17 protein-coding genes are annotated in these 16,818 nt (G+C 75.1%); 9 read left to right on the forward strand and 8 right to left on the reverse strand.

Going from position 1 to position 16,818, the window contains the following annotated elements; genetic code table 11:
* Nucleotides 1-201 precede the first annotated feature (201 nt).
* From ACYX4T_RS20305 to ACYX4T_RS20330, 6 genes are all read right to left on the reverse strand, one after another.
* Nucleotides 202-1,416, reverse strand: coding sequence for an amidohydrolase family protein (locus tag ACYX4T_RS20305; RefSeq protein ID WP_476011083.1), 1,215 nt, complete (start codon nucleotides 1,414-1,416; stop codon nucleotides 202-204).
* A 68-nt stretch (nucleotides 1,417-1,484) separates the two neighbouring features.
* Complete coding sequence (locus tag ACYX4T_RS20310) at nucleotides 1,485-2,036, reverse strand: Uma2 family endonuclease (RefSeq protein ID WP_476011084.1); 552 nt, start codon at nucleotides 2,034-2,036, stop codon at nucleotides 1,485-1,487.
* A 123-nt stretch (nucleotides 2,037-2,159) separates the two neighbouring features.
* On the reverse strand, nucleotides 2,160-3,101 hold the full coding sequence (locus ACYX4T_RS20315) for an MBL fold metallo-hydrolase (protein ID WP_476011085.1): 942 nt from the start codon (nucleotides 3,099-3,101) through the stop codon (nucleotides 2,160-2,162).
* Entirely contained in the window at nucleotides 3,101-3,991 is an 891-nt protein-coding gene (locus ACYX4T_RS20320) for a fumarylacetoacetate hydrolase family protein (protein ID WP_476011086.1), read from the reverse strand. Before ACYX4T_RS20320 ends, ACYX4T_RS20315 begins: the two co-directional genes overlap by 1 nt.
* On the reverse strand, nucleotides 3,991-5,082 hold the full coding sequence (locus ACYX4T_RS20325) for a hypothetical protein (RefSeq protein WP_476011087.1): 1,092 nt from the start codon (nucleotides 5,080-5,082) through the stop codon (nucleotides 3,991-3,993). The genes ACYX4T_RS20320 and ACYX4T_RS20325 overlap by 1 nt, the downstream gene beginning before the upstream one ends.
* A 114-nt stretch (nucleotides 5,083-5,196) precedes the next feature.
* Nucleotides 5,197-6,066 (reverse strand): LysR family transcriptional regulator, encoded by an 870-nt coding sequence (locus tag ACYX4T_RS20330; protein ID WP_476011088.1) that lies wholly within the window; start codon nucleotides 6,064-6,066, stop codon nucleotides 5,197-5,199.
* Between the two features lie 121 nt (nucleotides 6,067-6,187).
* On the opposite strand from ACYX4T_RS20330, the gene ACYX4T_RS20335 reads away from it, so the two are divergent.
* From ACYX4T_RS20335 to ACYX4T_RS20345, 3 genes are read left to right on the forward strand one after another with little or no spacing between them, the layout of a single operon-like run.
* Nucleotides 6,188-6,880, forward strand: coding sequence for an SDR family NAD(P)-dependent oxidoreductase (locus ACYX4T_RS20335; RefSeq protein WP_476011089.1), 693 nt, complete (start codon nucleotides 6,188-6,190; stop codon nucleotides 6,878-6,880).
* Nucleotides 6,877-7,908: an S-adenosylmethionine:tRNA ribosyltransferase-isomerase gene (locus ACYX4T_RS20340; RefSeq protein WP_476011090.1), complete on the forward strand. Its 1,032-nt coding sequence runs from the start codon at nucleotides 6,877-6,879 to the stop codon at nucleotides 7,906-7,908. The genes ACYX4T_RS20335 and ACYX4T_RS20340 overlap by 4 nt, the downstream gene beginning before the upstream one ends.
* 49 nt (nucleotides 7,909-7,957) lie before the next feature.
* Nucleotides 7,958-8,737: a MerR family transcriptional regulator gene (locus tag ACYX4T_RS20345; RefSeq protein WP_476011091.1), complete on the forward strand. Its 780-nt coding sequence runs from the start codon at nucleotides 7,958-7,960 to the stop codon at nucleotides 8,735-8,737.
* Here ACYX4T_RS20345 and ACYX4T_RS20350 read toward each other — a convergent pair.
* Nucleotides 8,728-11,685 carry an AfsR/SARP family transcriptional regulator gene (locus ACYX4T_RS20350; protein WP_476011092.1) on the reverse strand — a complete coding sequence of 986 codons (2,958 nt, stop codon included), beginning with the start codon at nucleotides 11,683-11,685 and terminating at the stop codon, nucleotides 8,728-8,730. The two genes, ACYX4T_RS20345 and ACYX4T_RS20350, sit on opposite strands and share 10 nt — an antisense overlap.
* A gap of 145 nt (nucleotides 11,686-11,830) precedes the next feature.
* On the opposite strand from ACYX4T_RS20350, the gene ACYX4T_RS20355 reads away from it, so the two are divergent.
* From ACYX4T_RS20355 to ACYX4T_RS20380, 6 genes are all read left to right on the forward strand, one after another.
* Nucleotides 11,831-12,067 carry a tautomerase family protein gene (locus ACYX4T_RS20355; protein ID WP_476011093.1) on the forward strand — a complete coding sequence of 79 codons (237 nt, stop codon included), beginning with the start codon at nucleotides 11,831-11,833 and terminating at the stop codon, nucleotides 12,065-12,067.
* Between the two features lie 4 nt (nucleotides 12,068-12,071).
* A complete protein-coding gene (locus ACYX4T_RS20360; RefSeq protein ID WP_476011094.1) occupies nucleotides 12,072-12,455 on the forward strand; it encodes a cupin domain-containing protein in 384 nt (127 codons plus the stop codon).
* 151 nt (nucleotides 12,456-12,606) lie between these two features.
* Entirely contained in the window at nucleotides 12,607-13,749 is a 1,143-nt protein-coding gene (locus tag ACYX4T_RS20365) for a sensor histidine kinase (RefSeq protein WP_476011095.1), read from the forward strand.
* Complete coding sequence (locus ACYX4T_RS20370) at nucleotides 13,746-14,402, forward strand: response regulator (protein WP_476011096.1); 657 nt, start codon at nucleotides 13,746-13,748, stop codon at nucleotides 14,400-14,402. The genes ACYX4T_RS20365 and ACYX4T_RS20370 overlap by 4 nt, the downstream gene beginning before the upstream one ends.
* Nucleotides 14,403-14,725: 323 nt before the next feature.
* Nucleotides 14,726-15,067 (forward strand): hypothetical protein, encoded by a 342-nt coding sequence (locus ACYX4T_RS20375; RefSeq protein WP_476011097.1) that lies wholly within the window; start codon nucleotides 14,726-14,728, stop codon nucleotides 15,065-15,067.
* 23 nt (nucleotides 15,068-15,090) lie between these two features.
* On the forward strand, nucleotides 15,091-15,630 hold the full coding sequence (locus ACYX4T_RS20380) for a DUF3558 domain-containing protein (RefSeq protein ID WP_476015321.1): 540 nt from the start codon (nucleotides 15,091-15,093) through the stop codon (nucleotides 15,628-15,630).
* 189 nt (nucleotides 15,631-15,819) lie between these two features.
* Here ACYX4T_RS20380 and ACYX4T_RS20385 read toward each other — a convergent pair whose 3' ends face one another.
* On the reverse strand, nucleotides 15,820-16,761 hold the full coding sequence (locus tag ACYX4T_RS20385) for a zinc-binding dehydrogenase (protein ID WP_476011098.1): 942 nt from the start codon (nucleotides 16,759-16,761) through the stop codon (nucleotides 15,820-15,822).
* Nucleotides 16,762-16,818: the final 57 nt, after the last annotated feature.

The raw sequence follows: 16,818 nt of genomic DNA on the forward strand, positions 1-16,818 counted from the left end.
GGGGCACGTCATCACCCGTCCTGAGGACGAGATCGGGTGGGCCGCCGCCGTCGTCACGCGTGGTGACGTGGGGTGCGCGCTCGTCCCGGGGGCTCTCGCGGCGTCTCGAACCGTCTAGGCCTGTCGCGAGACGGGTCGATACAGCGCGATCGACGCTGCCTCGCGCTCTCTCGCGCCGTCTCGGGATATCGCGAGACGGCGCTATCGGACGTCAGAGAGCCGCGCGCCCGACCGCCAGACGCCGCGGACGTCGCGGGTGGCGGTGACGTCGGTGAGCGGGTCGCCGGCGACGAGCAGCAGGTCGGCGCGCCGGCCCGGGGCGATGCGCCCGCGGTCGGGGAGGCCGAAGACGTCGGCGGGCACGGAGGTCGCCGCGCGCAGGACGTCGCGCGGCGTCAAGCCGGCGCCGGCGAGCAGCGTGAGCTCGAGGTGCATCGACGCGCCGTGCAGCACGGCCGCCGCGTGCCCGGGGACGTCGTTGGCGTCGGTGCCGGCCAGCAGGGTCGCGCCGGCCTCGGCGAGGCGCGCGACGTTGCCGGCCGCGTGGTCGTAGGAGGTGCCGGGCCGGTCGCTGACCGGCAGGTGACCCCGGTCGCCGGCGCGCAGCGCGTCCACGACCTCGGGGTCGAGCCCGGCGAGCAGGCGCGGGTCGGCGAGCAGCTCGGCGGTGCTGTCGGCGTCGGCGCGGGCCCGCATCATCGCGAGGGTCGGGCAGACGACGAGGCCGGTGAGACCGGTGCGTTCGCTGTCGTCGCGACCGTCCTCGATCGGCCCGTCGAGCGGGACGTGGGTCAGGACGTCGGCGCCGGCGTCCCGCGCGGTGCGGAAGGCCCAGCGCGTCGGGGCGTGTGCGACGGTCAGCAGCCCGTGGGACCTCGCCGCGGCGCACACCGCGGCCACCGTCTCCGGGCTCAGCGTCGGCCGGGTGACGTCGGCGCTGTTCTCGACGAAGACCTTGAGGTAGTCGGAGCCCTCGCGGACCCGGTCGGCGACGAACTGCTCGGCGTCCTCCGGTGCGGCGAGCCCGGGCATGCGCCAGCCCGAGGGGTCCGGCGGCAGGATCACCGCGGGCCAGCCGTCGACGGCGCCGGCCATGAGACCGGAGCTGCGCAGGTCGGCCTCGTCGGTGTGGCTCGCCGCCCGCCGGCGCAGCATCGCGGTGAACTGCGGCGGCGCCGAGAACATGTCGAGCACCGTGGTGACGCCGTAGCGCAGGTCCTGGCCGAGGTTGCCGGCCCCGCGCAGGTGCACGTGGGCGTCGATCAGGCCCGGGAGCAGCGTCATCCCGCGGCCGTCGACGTCGCCGTCCCGCGTCCCGGGGCCCACCGCCGTGACGACCCCGCCCTCGAACGTCACGTCGGTGACGCCGAGCGCGTCGACGCCGTCGAACACCCGCGCGCCGGAGATCGTCGTCATCCCGTGCCTCCCTGCCGACCCCGTCCAGGGTGGCAGGGGGACGCGGGGTGTGTCGTGGTCGCGATCCCTCAGCGGGCCCGGGAGTCGAGATCGAGCGTCACGGGCGCGCCGAGGTCGACGACCGCGCGCCCGGTGTGCTCGGCCTCCTGGCGGTATCGGTCGCCGTCGAGCACGAACGTGGTCACCGAGCTCGGCGGACCGAGGTCGAGGACCGCGTACCGCGGGATGCCGGCCGCGGCGTACTCGGCGGGCTTGACGACGCGGTGGAGGCGGCGGGATCCGGGGGAGAGCACCTCGGCGACGGCGACGACGTCACTCGCGTCGAGGTCGGGGCGGTCATCGACCGCGTCCCGTCGCAGGACGACGACGTCGGGCACCCGCACGGTGGGTGTCGGTCCGCTCTCGAGCACGACGCCGACGGCGGTCACCGCGCGGTGCTCGGGAGGCAGGGCCGCCCGGAGCGCCTGGCGGAGCTCGTCGGCCACCCACTGGTGCCGAACGGTGGGCGGGGGCGCCACGCTCAGCACCCCCTCCACGAGCTCGCAACGCCGGCCGTCCTCGGGGAGTGCACGCCACGCGTCCAGGTCGAGCAGATGCGTCGGCCACTGGCCGGTCGTCATGCGTCCCTCCTCACCCGAGCTCGACGCGGCCCAGCGTCACACGGTTCCACGGAATCGTCCGCCGTTCGGCTCCGTGCGGGCGACCGTCCGAGCACCCGCCTTCGGTCTCCGCAGCACGGCCGCTCAGGCGAAGCAGGTCAGCGGGCCGCCGTGGTAGGTGACCATGTCGTCCAGCGCCCCGAACACGTCGATCGCCCCGCCCCGCTCCAGCCCGTCGAGCTCGGCGTAGGCGCGGTGGAGGTTGCCGACGATCCGCTCGGCGTCGGGCCAGTCGGTGAAGCGGCCGAGGTCGGTGTCGCGCGCGGCCTGCAGCGGGGTGACGCCGGCGGCGCGGCCACGCTCGGCGACGTCGAGCACGAAGCGCAGGTAGTCCAGCGTCGCGTCGAGCGGGGCACGGTGGTGGAACACGGGACCGTGGCCGGGCACGGTCGTCCGCGCCCCGAGCGGTGCGACGACGTTCTCGAGCACGTCGATCGCGCCCGTCACCGAACCCATGAGCAGGAACGGCGTGCCGCCGTTGAAGATCAGGTCGCCGCAGAACAGCGTCGAGCGCTCGGGGAACCAGACGAGCGAGTCGTTGGTCGTGTGCGCCGGGGTGCCCACGTGCACGACGTCGCCGCGCAGGTCGCCGGCGTGGACCGCGACGCGGTCGGTGTAGGTGACGAACGGCGGGTCGAGGGGCAGGTCGCCCCACTCCGGGTTGTGCCAGTAGGGCAGTTCGCGGGCCGGGCCGAACGCGAGCGCCTCGGCGCGCGTGCGCTCGTGCGCGACGATCGCGGCGCCGCCGAACAGGGCGTTGCCGAAGGTGTGGTCGCCGTGGTGGTGGGTGTTCACCAGCGTCCGCACCGGCCGGTCGGTGACCGACGCGATCGTGTCGAGGAACGCGCGGGTGCGGCGCTCGGTGGAGCAGGAGTCGATCGCGAGGACGCCCTGCGGGCCCACCACGAAGCCGGTGTTGTTGATCCACCACGTGCCGTCGGGCTGGACGTAGGCGTGGATGCCGTCGGAGACCTCCTCGCACCGCGGCGGACCGGGCACGGTGATGTCGTCGGTACGCGAGCTCATCACGCCTCCTTGAGCGGGATCGGATCCGGGCCGGGGACGATCCCGGCGTCGACGGCGCCGAGCCCCTCGGCCTCGAGGTGGACGCGGTCGCCCGGCGCCAGCCACGGGTAGGCGTCGGCGCCGTGCACGCGGGAGAGCTCGAGCAGGCAGCCGGTGCCCACCGTCCCCGAGCCGATCAGGTCGCCGGGCACCACTCGCGTGCCGCGCGAGGCGTAGGCGATCATCTGGGCGAAGCTCCAGTACAGGGCGTCGAGCCGTCCCGCGCTGGTCGGCCGGCCGTTGACCGACGCGCTCATCGCCGCGCCGGGGGCCAGCTCGTCGGGCGTGAGCATCCACGGCCCGCAGCTCGACGCGAAGTCCTTGCCCTTGGCCGGTCCGAGGTTGAGCTTCATCTCGGTGCCCTGCAGGTCGCGGGCGCTCCAGTCGCAGAACAGCACGTAGCCCGCGACGTGGTCGCCGGCCTCGTCCGGGGCGAGGTCGCTGCCCTCGCGGCCGACGACCGCCGCGATCTCCAGCTCGTAGTCGAGGGCTTTGCTGCCGGGCGGGACCGCGACGTCGTCGCGCGGTCCGCGCAGCGACGCCGGGTTGGTGAAGTAGAAGCAGGGCTGGGCGTACCAGAGCGGGTCGACCTCGAGTCCGATCGCCGCGCTCGCCGTGACGACGTGCTCCTCGAACGCCATGAAGTCGCGGATCGAGGGCGGGCGGGGGATCGGGGCGAGCAGTGTGACGTCGTCGACGGGCTCGACCGCCTGCGCCGCGGCCTCCGCGAGCCGGTCGTCGGCGATCAGCGCGAGCAGCGACGACGCGCCCGGCACGGCGTGGAGGCGGTCGCCGCGCCACAGCCCGACCTGCTCGTCGCCGTCCGCGGTGCGGAACGTGCTCCAGCGCATCAGGCGACCTCGGCGCGCAGCTGCTCGGCGGCCAGGGTCATCGACTCCAGCTTGGCGCGGGCGAGCGGGCGCGGCAGGGAGAACATGCCGCAGTCGGTCGTCAGGTGGATGCGCTCGGCCGGGACGTGCTCGAGCGCCTTGCGGACGCCGGCCACGATGTGGTCCGGGGTCTCGACGACCAGCCGCTTGATGTCGATGCAGCCGATGCCGATGCCCTTGTCGCTCGGGTAGCGCGACCAGAGGGCGAAGTCGTCGTCGGGGAACCCGGTCTCGGCGAAGGCGTACTCGACGGCGTCGACCTGCAGGTCGTTCGCGACGAGCTCGTGGAAGCCGGCGTAGGGCGTGATGCCGATCTGGGCGCCGCTGCCCAGGTGGCAGATGTGGAACACGCGCAGGGCGTCGACGCCGTCGAGCGCGCGGTTGAGGGTCTCCACGACCAGCGGGTAGTCCTCGGGCTGGTGCAGCGTGAAGCCGACGTCGTCGAGCTGCAGGACCTCCACGCCCGCCGCGACCGCGTCCTTGAACTCGGCGTTGTAGGCGTCCGCGAGGTCGGCGTAGAGGGCCTTCTTGTCGTGGTAGTGCCGGTCGGTGAGCCAGCCGGCGAGGTTGGCCGGGCCCATGCCGCTGCAGAACTTCACGGTGCGCGGGCTGACGGCGCGGGCGGCACTCCACAGGTCGGCGAGGTGCATCGTGCCGCGCCCGATCGGGCCGTCGACGGCGACCTCGTTCCACGTGTTCGCGAACGCCGCGGTGCCCTCCCGGCCGAGCAGCGTGACCATGTGGTTCGGCGCGGGCTCCACGGTGATGCCGTCGAGGTGGTAGCTCGGGTAGAGCAGGAACGAGGAGATGAAGCCCTCGTGGCGGTCGTACCAGAGGTGGCCGTCGGTGGGCAGGTCGAGGCCGACGGCGACCTGGTCGCCGATCATCGCCCGCACGCCGTCGCTGAACGCCTCGGCGAAGTCGCCGCGGCGCAGGGCCACGCGGATGTCCTCGCCGCCGAGGTCGAAGGTGTTCCACTTCGGGCGCGGGTAGGAGCCGACCGCGGTGGTCGGGAAGAGGTGGCCGAAGTGGTCGCTGAGCCGGCGGGGCATGGCGGGCCTCCAACGTCGTCGGGGAGTCCTCGAGGGGCGTCCCGTCACCGTGGCGTGGACCGGGGCCCGGATCACGTGCCGGATCGGTTGCGATCGGGCCTTGACGCGGCCCGCTCAGGTGGCGGCGAGCAGGTCGGCCGCCTGCCGGAAGGCGAGCGCGGTGCGCGAGTCGTCGTCGGGCCGCGTGGCCACCGAGACCTGGGCGTCCTCGCCGGCCAGCGGCACGAAGCACACGTCGGGGCGCGGGAAGTAACGCTCGGCGAGCCGGCCGTGGACGCCGAGCATCCCCGACGTCGCGACCGCGGCCGGGATGGCCGCCGGGGTCCGCACGACGGGGCTGCGCCGCGAGGTCTGCCCGGACACCCCGGCCCACCGGCCGAGGCCGGGGTGGCGCCCGGCCACGGCCACCCAGGGGCGGCCGTCGACGTCGTCCTCGTCGAGGTGGTCGGCGTCGGCGAGCGGGGAGGACGCGGGGACGACGGCGACGCGCGGGGTGGTGAACAGCCGGTCGAGGCGCACGCCGTCCACCGGCCCGACGTCGTGGATGACGGCGACGTCCACCTCGCCGGCGCGCACCGCCTCGTACTGCGTGTCCCAGTCCAGCTCGATGTGCACGAGCGTGCGTCCGGGCAGCTGCGCGGTGGCGAGCTCGCGCAGCGCGGGCCACCGGTCGGCCGCCCCGAAGCCCAGGACGCCGACGCGGACCACGGCGTCGTCGGGCGCGGGCGGGGCGTCGCGGACGGCGGCGGCGAGGTCGTCGACGCGGGCCAGCACGTCACGGGCCCGCTCGACCAGCCGGGCGCCCGCGGGGGTCAGCGTCACCCGGCGGCTGGTGCGCGCGAACAGCTGCGCGCCGACCTCCTTCTCGAGGGCACGGACGTGCCGCCCGAAGGCCTGCGGCGCGATCCAGTGCCGCTCCGCCGCTTTCCGGAAGTGCCGTTCCTCCGCGAGCGTCACCACATAGCGGAGTGCTCGTATGTCCATGTGTGCGCCTCCGTCCCGGCGACGCTACTGCGGTGCGGGGACGGGAGGAACCGCTGCTCGACCTGCGGTGCTGACCTGCGGCCTTGACCTGCACCGTCGTCGAGGTCGCACCGTCGGGCGCATGAACCGACACCGACCCACGGCCCTCGTCACCGGCGCGTCCCGCGGACTGGGTCGCGCCCTCACCGCCGACCTCGCCCGGGACGGCTGGCGGGTCGTCGTCGACGCCCGCCACGGCGACGCGCTCGCCGACGCCGTCGCCGGCCTGCCCGGCGTGGTCGACGTCCCGGGCGACGTCGCCGACCCCGCGCACCGCACCGCGCTCGTGGAGGCGGTCGACGATCTCGGGGGTCTCGACGTCCTCGTCCTCAACGCGAGCCTGCTCGGGCCCAGCCCGCGGCCGGCGCTCGCCGACCACCCCCTCGACGTGCTCGAGCAGGTCCTGCGCGTCAACGTCGTCGCGCCCCTCGGGCTCGTGCAGGCGCTGCGCTCGCTGCTGCGTCCGGGCGCCCGCATCCTCGCGATCACCTCGGACGCCGGGGCCGAGCCGATGGCGGGCTGGGGCGGCTACGGCACGTCGAAGGCGGCGCTGGAGTTCCTGGCGTCGGTGCTGGCCGTCGAGAACCCGCAGTGGCGCGTGCTCGTCGTCGACCCCGGCGAGATGCGCACCGTCATGCACCAGGAGGCCTTCCCGGGCGAGGACATCAGCGACCGCCCGGAGCCCGGGACCGTCGTCCCCGCCCTCCGCGCGCTCATCGACGGCGATCGGCCGAGCGGCCGCTACCGGGCCGCGGACCTGGCGGTGACGTCGTGAGCGCCGTCCCGCTGACCCGCTTCGTCCTGCCGCCCGACGCCGAGGCCCACGAGCCGCCGGAGCGACGGGGCCTGGCCCGCGACGGGGTGCGGCTGCTCGTGGCGCGGCTCGGGGCGGTCGAGCACCGGCGGTTCGACGAGCTCGCCACCGTCCTCGACCCCGGCGACCTGCTCGTCGTCAACACCTCGGCGACACTGCCGGCCGCGCTCGACGTCCGGCACCACGACGGGCGGCCGATGACGCTGCACGTGGCGACGGCCCTCGACGACGGCGACTGGGTCGTCGAACCGCGGCGTCCCGACGGCCCCGAGACCGACGTGGCCGTCGGCGACCGGCTCGGCCCGCCCGGGCTCGTCCTCACGCTCGTCGCGCCCTACCCCGACGAGCACGCGCCGCGCCGGCTGTGGCGGGCGCGGCCGTGGCCGCCGGTCGGGCTCGCGGGCTACCTCGCGACCTACGGCCGGCCCATCGCCTACGGGCACCTCGCGGGCCGGTTCCCGCTGGCCGACCACCAGACCGTCTACGCCACCGTCCCGGGCAGTGCGGAGATGCCGAGCGCGGGCCGGCCGCTGTCGGAGCGCCTGCTCGTGCGGCTGATGGCCCGCGGCGTCACGGTCGCGCCGCTGGTGCTGCACGCCGGGGTGTCGAGCCCGGAGAAGCACGAGCCGCCGACCCCCGAGCGGTTCGCGGTGCCGGCGGCCACGGCCCGGCTCGTGGACTCGGCGCGCGAGGCGGGCTCGCGGGTCGTTGCGGTCGGGACGACGGTGGTGCGGGCGCTGGAGACGGTGGCCTCGCCCGACGGGACCGTGTCCCCGGGACACGGGTGGACCGACCTCGTCCTCGGCGCCGACCGCCCCGCCCGCACGGTCACCGGGCTGATCTCGGGACTGCACGAGCCGGAGGCGAGCCACCTGGCGCTGCTCGAGGCGGTCGCCGGCCCGGCGCTGGTCGGGCGCACCTACGAGGCCGCCGTGCACGGGGGCTACCGGTGGCACGAGTTCGGGGACTCGACGCTCCTGCTGCCCTAGCGTGGATCGCGCTTGACCCTCACGCGACGAGAGGCCCCACGGTGGTCCCATGACCGAGACGGCAGCGACGACGACCTGGACGGTGGGTCAGGTCGCCGAACGCTCCGGGGTGACCGTGCGGACCCTGCACCACTACGACGAGATCGGGCTGCTGCGCCCGAGCCGTCGCAGCGCGGCGGGGTACCGGCTCTACACCCCGGGCGACCTCGTGCGGCTGCAGCACGTCGTCGTCTACCGGCGGCTCGGGTTCGCGCTCGAGGAGGTCGCGGTCCTCCTCGACGACCCCGACGCCGACGTCGCCGCGCACCTGCGCCGGCAACGGGCCGAGGTCATGTCCCGGCTGGACGAGCTGACCGAGCTCGTCACGGCCATCGACCGAGCCCTGGAGGCAGAGGTGTCCGGAATCCAGCTCACGCCCGACGAGCAGCGCGAGCTGTTCGGGGAGGGCTTCACGGAGGAGTACCAGCAGGAGGCGCAGGAGCGCTGGGGCGACACGGAGGCGTGGCGGCAGTCCCGGGAGCGCACCGCGCGCTACACGAAGGCCGACTGGCAGGCCATGAAGGCGGAGATGGACGAGGTCAACGCCCGGTTCGTCGCGGCCCTGCAGGCCGGCGAGCCCGCCGACGGCGAGCGCGCCATGGACGTCGCCGAGGCGCACCGGCAGCACATCACGCGGTGGTTCTACGACTGCCCGCCCGAGCTGCACGCCTGCATCTCGGTGAACTACGTGGCCGACGAGCGGTTCACCGCGACCTACGAGGACATCGCGCCCGGGCTCGCGCGGTACGTGCACGACGCCGTGCACGCCAACGCGGCGCGTCAGGGCTGACGGTCCCCGGCGTCGAGGCGGTCGAGGACGAGTCGGACCACCTCGGCGTCGGGCAGCGCCCGTCCCCGGGCGATCGCGGTCTCGGCGTCGGGCCACCGGGCCCGCAGCGCGGCGACCTGGCCCCGGATCCGCGCGGCGTCGGCCGGTTCGAAGGGCATGGCGGTGTTCGCGCCGGCGGCCTCGAGCGCCCCGTGCAGGACCGCGGCGAGCTCGTCCTCGCCGAGGGCGAAGAACACCTCGAACAGGTGGCGCAGCGAGAGCCATTGGTTGGCCCAGTCCCCGCCGCGGAACCAGGTGTCGACGACGTCGCGGAATACGGCCAGGGCGGCGTCGAGCTCCCCGCGACGGGCGCGCAGCGACATCTCCTCGGTGAGGGCGAACGCGCGCAGCCACCGGTGGTCGACCGAGGCGGCGAGCTCGGCCGCACGGTGCAGCAGCGAGACGGCGCGCTCGGGGTCGGTGCGCTCGCGGGCGAGCCCCTCGGCGTAGTCGGCGGAGGCGAGCGCGGTGGGACAGCGGCACCGCTCCGCGGCCCGCCGGGCGAGGCCCACCAGTCGCTCGGCGCCCACCTCGTCGCCGACGCTCGTGTGGGCGACCGCGGCCATGTAGCCCGCGTGCGCGACGATCCCGTCGACGCCCGTGGCCTCGGCCGCGGCGACCATGCGCCCGATGGCGTCGACCGCCGCGTCGGTGTCCCCGCGGTAGAACAGGGCGTTGCCGGCGACCCGCTCGGCGAGCCCGAGCGTGGGGACGTCCAGGCGCTCCGCGGCCTCCTGCGCCTCCCGGGCCTGCTCGACGGCCTCGTCGAGGGCGCCACGGACGAAGCTGCCGTACCCCACCATCGCGCGCACCACGGGGTACAGCGGACGCCCGGTCGCCCCGGGCGCGGTGGACGCCGCCTCCGCCCAGCGCAGCACCTCGCCGTGCAGGGTGCGGATGCCGAACTCCCGGACCGCGGCGGCCAGGCCCAGCGCGGTGTCGAGGTCGTCGGTACCGGTGCTCCGGTCGGCGAGGGCGAGGCTGTGCCGGAACGCCTCGCGGAGGTTCTCGAGGTCCCCCTCGAAGGCGCGCACGCCGTCGAGCTCGTGGGGGCCGTGGAGCTGATCGGCGGCGGCCCGGGCGGAGCGGAGGTACGACGCCGCGTGGGCGCGCTGGCGGACGGGCGGGTCGCCGTGCTCCTCGAGCCGGCTGCGCCCGAACGCGCGCAGGGTCTCGAGGAGCCGGTAGCGCATCCGCTCGCCCGCCTCCGCGACGACCATCGACTTGTCCACCAGCCCGGCGAGGAGGGTCGCGACGTCGCCGCGCGCGAGCGGGCCGCCGGCGCACACGTCCTCCGCCCGCGCGAGGTCGAACCCGCCGGCGAAGACCGAGAGGCGCGCGAAGAGCTCCCGCTCGTCGGCGGTCAACAGGTCGTGCGACCAGGTCACGACGTCCACCAGCGCGTGGTGCCGCGGATCGAGGCCGCGGCTGCCGGCGAGCAGCCGGAAGCGCTCGTCGAGCCGGCCCGCGAGGTCGGCCGAGGTCAGCGAGCGCATGCGGGCGGCCGCGAGCTCGAGCGCGAGCGGCACGCCGTCGAGTCGCCGGCAGATCTCGGCGACGTCGCGGCGGTTCGACTCGTCGAGCACGAAGCCCGGGCGCGCGGCCTGCGCGCGGGCGGTGAACAGCGAGACGCTCGGGCTCGCCCGCAGCTCCGGCAGCGGCGCGTCCGTCGAGTCCGGCACCGCCAGCGGCGGGAGGGACCACGTGTACTCCCCGGGCAGGCCGAGCGGCTCGCGGCTCGTCGCCAGCACCCGCACGGTCGGGCAGTGCCGCAGCACCCGCCCGACGAGCGGGGCGAGGGCGTCCAGGACGTGCTCGCAGTTGTCGAGCACCAGGAGCAGGTCGCACCCGCCCAGCACGTCGACCACCGAGTCCTCCAGGGAGCGCTCGGGGCGCCGCTGGAGCTCGAGGGCACCGGCCACCGCGGCGACGGCCGAGCCCGTGGCGTGCACCGGGGCCAGCTCGACCACCCGGACCCCGTCCGGGGGCGCGGAGGTCGTCGCCGCCAGCTCGAGCGCCAGCCGCGTCTTCCCGACGCCGCCCGGCCCGGTCACGGTGACGAGCCGGCCGCCCGCGAGGAGCCCGGAGACCAGGGCGAGCTCGTCGTTGCGACCCAGCAATGCCTCCCGCGCCGGGGCGGGCGTGGGGCGCGGCCGCGGGGCGGGCGGTCCCGGGCCGGTGCCCTCGCGTCCGGTGAGGATGTCGGTCTCGAGCGTCCGGACGGCCTCGGACGGGTCGAGCCCGAGCTCGTCGCGCAGCATCCGGCGCAGCTGGTGCGCCCGACGCAGGGCCTCGGCCTGGCGACCGCTGCGGGCCAGCGCCACCATCAGCTGCGCCCAGAACCGCTCGCGCAGCGGGTGCTCGTCGACGAGGGACTCCAGCAGCCCGACGACCTCGCGGTGCTCCCCGCAGGCGAGCCGGGTGTCGACGGCGACCTCGTGGGCGGCGGTCCGCAGCTCGTCCAGTCGCGTGGCCTCCGCCCGGACGGCCTCCTCGGCGGCGAACTCGACGAACGCCGGGCCCCGCCACTCGCCCAGCGCCGCCTCGACCTCGTCCCGGGCGGCCCGGGGGTCGCCGGCGAGCCGGGTCCGGGCGCGCTCGAGCCCCGCCTCGAAGCGCGCGGCGTCGACGGCGTGGTCGGGGACGTCGAGGCGGTAGCCGGGGGCCAAGGTCGCCACCCGCGGTGCGTCGGTCCCGTCGCCGAGCGCCCGCCGCAGGCGGGAGACGTGGGTCTGCACCGTCGACAGCGCCGTCGACGGGGGTGACGCGCCCCAGAGCGCATCGGCGAGCCGCTCGAGGGGGACGACCCGGCCGCGGTGAGCCAGCAGCACGCCGAGCAGCAGGCGCGGTTTCGCGCCGCCGACGGCGACGGACGCGCCGGCGTGGACCACCTCCACGGGTCCCAGCACGCGGCACTCCACCGTGCTGAGGGTGACGGATGTCAGGCGCCTACCGAAGGCTCGTCTGCCGACTGAGACCGCATTGTCAGGTGCGGCCGTCACCGTTCGTCACCAGAGGTCGGGAAAGGCCCGGCCCGGTGCAGGAGGAGGGGCCATGCCCTTCGTGGAGATCAAGGTGATCGACGGCGTGTTCGACACCGAGGAGAAGGCCGCCATGGTCCGCGCGGTCACCGAGGCGATGGTGGGCGTCGAGGGCGAGTCGATGCGCGGCGCCACCTGGGTCACGGTGCAGGACGTGGCCAGTGGCGAGTGGGGCATCGGCGGCAAGCTGATGACCGCCGAGGACATCAAGGCCCTGCGGGGCTCGACGGCGACGACGGGGACCGGGTGATCGCATGCGTATCCGGCGGGAGGACCTCTCGACCCTCATCGACGTGCCGGGTGCGACGGCCCGGCAGCTGCCGGACGTCGGGGACGTCTCGGGATACGGGACGCTCGCCGCCGAGTGGTTCTCGATGGGGGCCGGCACCGACATCGCGCCCCTGCTGAAGGGGCTCCCGTCCGACAGCTGCGACGCGCCCCACTGGGGCCACCTGGTGTCGGGCGAGGTGGCCGTGTCCTACGTCGACGGCACGCGGGAGACCATCACCGGGGGTGACCTCTTCTACTGGCCGCCCGGGCACTCGGTGCGGGTCGAGCAGGACGCCGAGATCGTCCTCTTCAGCCCGACCCAGGAGCACACGGCGGTGATCGACCACATGAAGGCGGCGATGGGCTGAGGCGTCCACGGCGGCGCCGTGACGGGGGGCTTCTCCCGGCGGCGCCGCCGGTCGTGTCGGTCGCTTGGCCCGTTCGACGGCACCGACGTCGGGTCGCCGTGGACTTCGGTCGGATGTGTCCAGTCACGAGGCCGACCTAGTGTCCTGCTCCGTGGACGCGACCTGCGGCACCGATCGCCACCCCGATCGTTGGGTCGGCCTGACCGTCACGCTCGTCGTCGCCGTGCTCGGCGGGCTGACCGTGGTCAGCCGCGCCGACATCCGTGCCTCGAGCACCGAGGTGATCTTCGACCTCGTCGTGGTGCTCGCGGCGTGCGCCCTGGTGCCGCTGCTGCTCCGGCGGCCGGTGCCCGGGGCGGTGGCGCTCGCGGTGCTCGCGGCGGTGTCGCCGGCCGCGACCCCGGCCGCCACGACGGGCGTGCTGCGGGTCGCCACGGCGCGGCCGCTGGGGACGGCGCTGGCCGTCGGTGCGGTGGGCACGGTGGCGCACGCCCTCCAGGGGCTCGTGCGCCCGATCCCGGGCCTGCCGTACGGCTGGTTGCTGGTCATCGACGTCGCCGTCCACGCGGCCCTCGTCGCGTGGGGCGCCCTGACGCGGCTGCGGGCGGCCGCGCGCGTCGAGCAACGGCGGCGGGCCGCGGAGGAGGAGGCCGAGCGCCTCGCCGCCGCCCGCCGGCAGGAGCGGACGATGATCGCCCGCGAGATGCACGACGTCCTCGGTCACCGGCTCTCGCTGGTGGCCGCGTCGGCCGGCGCCCTGGAGTACCGGCCCGACGCGCCCGCCGAGCAGATCGCCCGCGCGGCCGGGGTCGTGCGAGCCGGGGTGCACCAGGCGCTGGAGGAGCTGCGCGAGGTCATCGGGGTGCTGCGCGCCGACGACCTCATTGGCGCCGACGGGGACGCCCCACCGCAGCCGACGCTCGCCGGGCTGCCGGCGCTGGTCGGCGAGTCCCGGGACGCCGGGCTCGTCGTGGATCTGCAGGACCGCACCGAGGGCACGCCCCCGGAGACCCTCGGACGCACCGCCTACCGCATCGTGCAGGAGGGGCTGACGAACGCGCGCCGGCACGCGACGGGCGTCCCCGTGCGCGTGGTCGTCGACGGGGTGGCGGGGGAGGTGCTGCGGGTCGAGGTCCGCAACCGGCTGCCGGCCGCCCCGTCGGCCTCCGACGGACGTGGCACCGGCCTTGTGGGTCTCGCCGAGCGCGCCGCGTCGGTGGGCGGGCGTCTGGAGCACGGCGTGACCGCCGACGGCGACTTCCGCCTCGCCGCCGATCTACCGTGGCCCCCGTGAGCGTCCCGGAGGAGATCCGCGTGCTCGTCGTCGACGACGACGCCCTCGTGCGCGGGGCCCTGACGATGATGCTCGAGGGCGCCGACGGCCTCCGCGTCGTGGGCGAGGCCGGCGACGGCGACGAGGTGCCCGCCCTCGTCGACGCCCACGCCCCGCACGTCGTGCTCATGGACCTGCGCATGCCGCGCGTCGGCGGGCTGGCGGCGACGAAGCGGCTGCGCGAGCGGTCCGACCCGCCCGAGGTCCTGGTGCTCACCACCTTCGACAGCGACGAGAACGTCCTGCACGCCCTCCGTGCCGGGGCGAGCGGGTTCCTGCTCAAGGACACGCCGCCCGCGCAGATCGTCGAGGCCGTGCACCGCGTCGCGGCCGGCGACCCGATGCTCTCGCCGACCGTCACCCGCCGCCTCATGGACCGCGCCGGCGCCGACGAGAGCAGCCGCGAACGGGCGCGGACGGCCCTGCGCAAGCTCAGCGAGCGCGAGCACGACGTGGCGGTCGCGATCGCCCGCGGCCGCTCGAACGCCGAGATCGCGTCGGAGGCGTACATGAGCCTGTCGACGGTCAAGGCGCACGTGTCGCACGTGCTGGCGAAGCTCGACCTCGAGAACCGCACGCAGATCGCCCTCCTGGTGCACGACGCGGAGCGGTGAGGGTGGGGCGGGAGGCCGCCACCGTGGACCGGTGCGAGCAGGGACGGCGCGTCGCCGAGCGGGTCGTCGCCGCGCTCCCCCGCCCTGGCCACGAAGGAACCGTTTCCGGAGGAAACGTCTCCTCCCCACCGGCGCTCGGACTGCCGACCCGTGTCCCGAGGACACGGGTCGGCCCGCCTCTCGCGTCACCGGCAGCGTGAGCCCCGACGCCGCACGCCACCCCGCGCGCCGCCGGCGTGGGAGCGCAATCCGTCGAACCGGACCCGGCGCGCTGCGTCGATGGCTAGCGTGAGCTCCATCGGGGTGCGAGGAAGGGGCGAGACATGAGCCGACCGCTGCCGGTCGGTGGTGGGGTCTTCACCGTGGACATCACCCGAGCGCCCGAGGCGATCCGGGAGTTGGAGCAGGCTCGAGTCGAGCTGGAGAGCATTCGAGACGACGCGCAGCAGCTCGGCCAGTTCGATGCACCCGCGATGGACCAGGTGTCGGTGGACGCCGCCGCGATGTTGGGACGAGCAGCGGCCGAAGGTCCGGGATCGCTGGTCGTTGCGCTGAACCAGGGCATCGACGAGATCTCGACGATGATCACTCAGCTCACCACCGCCTTCGATATCTATCGGCAGCAGGAGGCCGACGCCGAGGCAGACTTCCGGCGCCTTTCGTGATGAGGACGGTGGCGCTGGTCGCGATGATCCTCGTGCTCGGCGGTTGCGCGAGCCACGACAGTCCGACCGATCCTCCACCCGCTGACCCGAGATACGGCGCGCCGGTGGTCACGTCGCCACGCGACGTGCGGGCTCTGGCCACCGACCCTTGCTCAGGCCCTCTCCCGGCGAGCGAGTGGGTGTCCTTGGGGTTCGCCGCGAACGCTCGCACCGAGTCCTTGATCACGGGAGACCGGACCTGCCGCCGCCGCGGACCCGATGGCGAGCGAGCCCTCTCGTTCATCGTCGTCCCGGCCCGCGACGTCCTCGTCGACACTTTCCGTGTCCGTCAGTACCCGCTGTTCCGAGAGGCAGACGTCAGGGATCTGCCGGCGGCGGTCGAGCAGAGTGCTCCTGATTCCGTGTCCTGCTCCGTGACCGTCGGCACCGCGCAGGACCAGGGCTTCGTCATCAACTACTCCGAGTACGAGCCCGGGCCGGACGGACGACCCAATCCCTGTGGTCGGGCCCAGCAGGTGGCCGAGCGGGTCGTCGCCGCCCTCCCCCCGCTCCCGGCCAAGTAGGAAGCGTTTCCCGAGGAAACGCCTCCTCCCTTACTGCCCTCGGTCCGCCGACCCGTGTCCTGAGGACACGGGTCGGGCCGCCAACTCCTGCTCCTCATCGACGAGCAACCGTTTCCGAGGAAACGCCTCCTCCCCACCGTCACTCGGCCCGCCGACCCGTGTCCCGAGGACACGGGTCGTCGCGCCCACCTACGTCACCAGCAGCTTCTTCCCCACCGTCGTGCGGGCGGCGATGGCCGCGTGGGCGTCGGCGGCCCGGGGCAGCGGGAAGGTCTGGCCGATCACCGGGCGGTACCGCGCCGCCGCGGCCTCGGCCAGCGTGCGCTCGACCGCCGCGCGGCGGGTGGTGCGGTCGAGGCGGGGGAGGTCGGTCAGGCCGATCACGGTGACCCGCCGCCGGGCGGCCTCCCCGGGGTCAGGGGACGCGAACTCCCCGCCGGCGGTGCCGTACGAGACGAAGCGGCCGCCGTCGGCCACCAGCCCGAAGGCCTCCCGGCCCAGCGCGCCGCCGGCGCCGTCGAGGACCGCGTCGACCGGGGCCACCGACGCCGTCCACGACGCCTCGCCGTAGTCGACGACCTCGGCGGCCCCGAGCGTCCGCAGCAGCGACGTCTTCGCCTCCCCCCGCGCGGCCGCCACGACCTGCACACCCCGGCGCACCAGCTCCTGGACCAGCAGCACCCCGGCACCGCCGGCCGCCGCGGCCACGAGCACGCGGGCGGGCGCGCCGACCGCGTCGAGCAGCGACTGCAGCGTCGGACCGTCGTGCAGGAGCGCCACCGCCTGCTGGTCGGTCAGCGCGTCGGGCACCGGGATCAGCTCCGACTCCGCCACCACGGCCCGCTGCGCGTAGCCCCCGACCGGGATCTCCGCGCCCCCGACCGTCTGCTTCGTGTCGGCGACGACCCGCCGTCCCGCCACCCGACCGACCACCCCGCTGCCGGGCACGTACGGCGGGCGGACGGGGAAGAAGTCCTCGCCCCAGCCCGAGCGCAGCAGCGTGTCCAGGAACATCACGTCGGCGGCGGTCACGTCGATCACCGCCTCGCCCGGTCCGGGCGACGGGTCCGCGACGGTCACGGGCCGCAGCACCTCGGGTCCACCGAACCTCTCCACCTGCACCACGTCCATGCCGCGAGGGTCGGGCCTGGAGAAAGGTCGAGGTCAAGGGACGAGGGCGGCGACACG

This window comes from Actinomycetospora sp. ABD4_176 (assembly GCF_056311855.1).

Coding starts and splice junctions, on each gene's coding strand:
- ACYX4T_RS20315 (WP_476011085.1), bottom strand. CDS start 3,101: ATGAGCTCGCGTACCGACGACATCACCGTGCCCGGTCCGCCGCGGTGC.
- ACYX4T_RS20355 (WP_476011093.1), top strand. CDS start 11,831: ATGCCCTTCGTGGAGATCAAGGTGATCGACGGCGTGTTCGACACCGAG.
- ACYX4T_RS20375 (WP_476011097.1), top strand. CDS start 14,726: ATGAGCCGACCGCTGCCGGTCGGTGGTGGGGTCTTCACCGTGGACATC.
- ACYX4T_RS20380 (WP_476015321.1), top strand. CDS start 15,091: ATGATCCTCGTGCTCGGCGGTTGCGCGAGCCACGACAGTCCGACCGAT.
- ACYX4T_RS20335 (WP_476011089.1), top strand. CDS start 6,188: ATGAACCGACACCGACCCACGGCCCTCGTCACCGGCGCGTCCCGCGGA.
- ACYX4T_RS20305 (WP_476011083.1), bottom strand. CDS start 1,416: ATGACGACGATCTCCGGCGCGCGGGTGTTCGACGGCGTCGACGCGCTC.
- ACYX4T_RS20310 (WP_476011084.1), bottom strand. CDS start 2,036: ATGACGACCGGCCAGTGGCCGACGCATCTGCTCGACCTGGACGCGTGG.
- ACYX4T_RS20325 (WP_476011087.1), bottom strand. CDS start 5,082: ATGCCCCGCCGGCTCAGCGACCACTTCGGCCACCTCTTCCCGACCACC.
- ACYX4T_RS20330 (WP_476011088.1), bottom strand. CDS start 6,066: ATGGACATACGAGCACTCCGCTATGTGGTGACGCTCGCGGAGGAACGG.
- ACYX4T_RS20360 (WP_476011094.1), top strand. CDS start 12,072: ATGCGTATCCGGCGGGAGGACCTCTCGACCCTCATCGACGTGCCGGGT.
- ACYX4T_RS20345 (WP_476011091.1), top strand. CDS start 7,958: ATGACCGAGACGGCAGCGACGACGACCTGGACGGTGGGTCAGGTCGCC.
- ACYX4T_RS20385 (WP_476011098.1), bottom strand. CDS start 16,761: ATGGACGTGGTGCAGGTGGAGAGGTTCGGTGGACCCGAGGTGCTGCGG.
- ACYX4T_RS20320 (WP_476011086.1), bottom strand. CDS start 3,991: ATGCGCTGGAGCACGTTCCGCACCGCGGACGGCGACGAGCAGGTCGGG.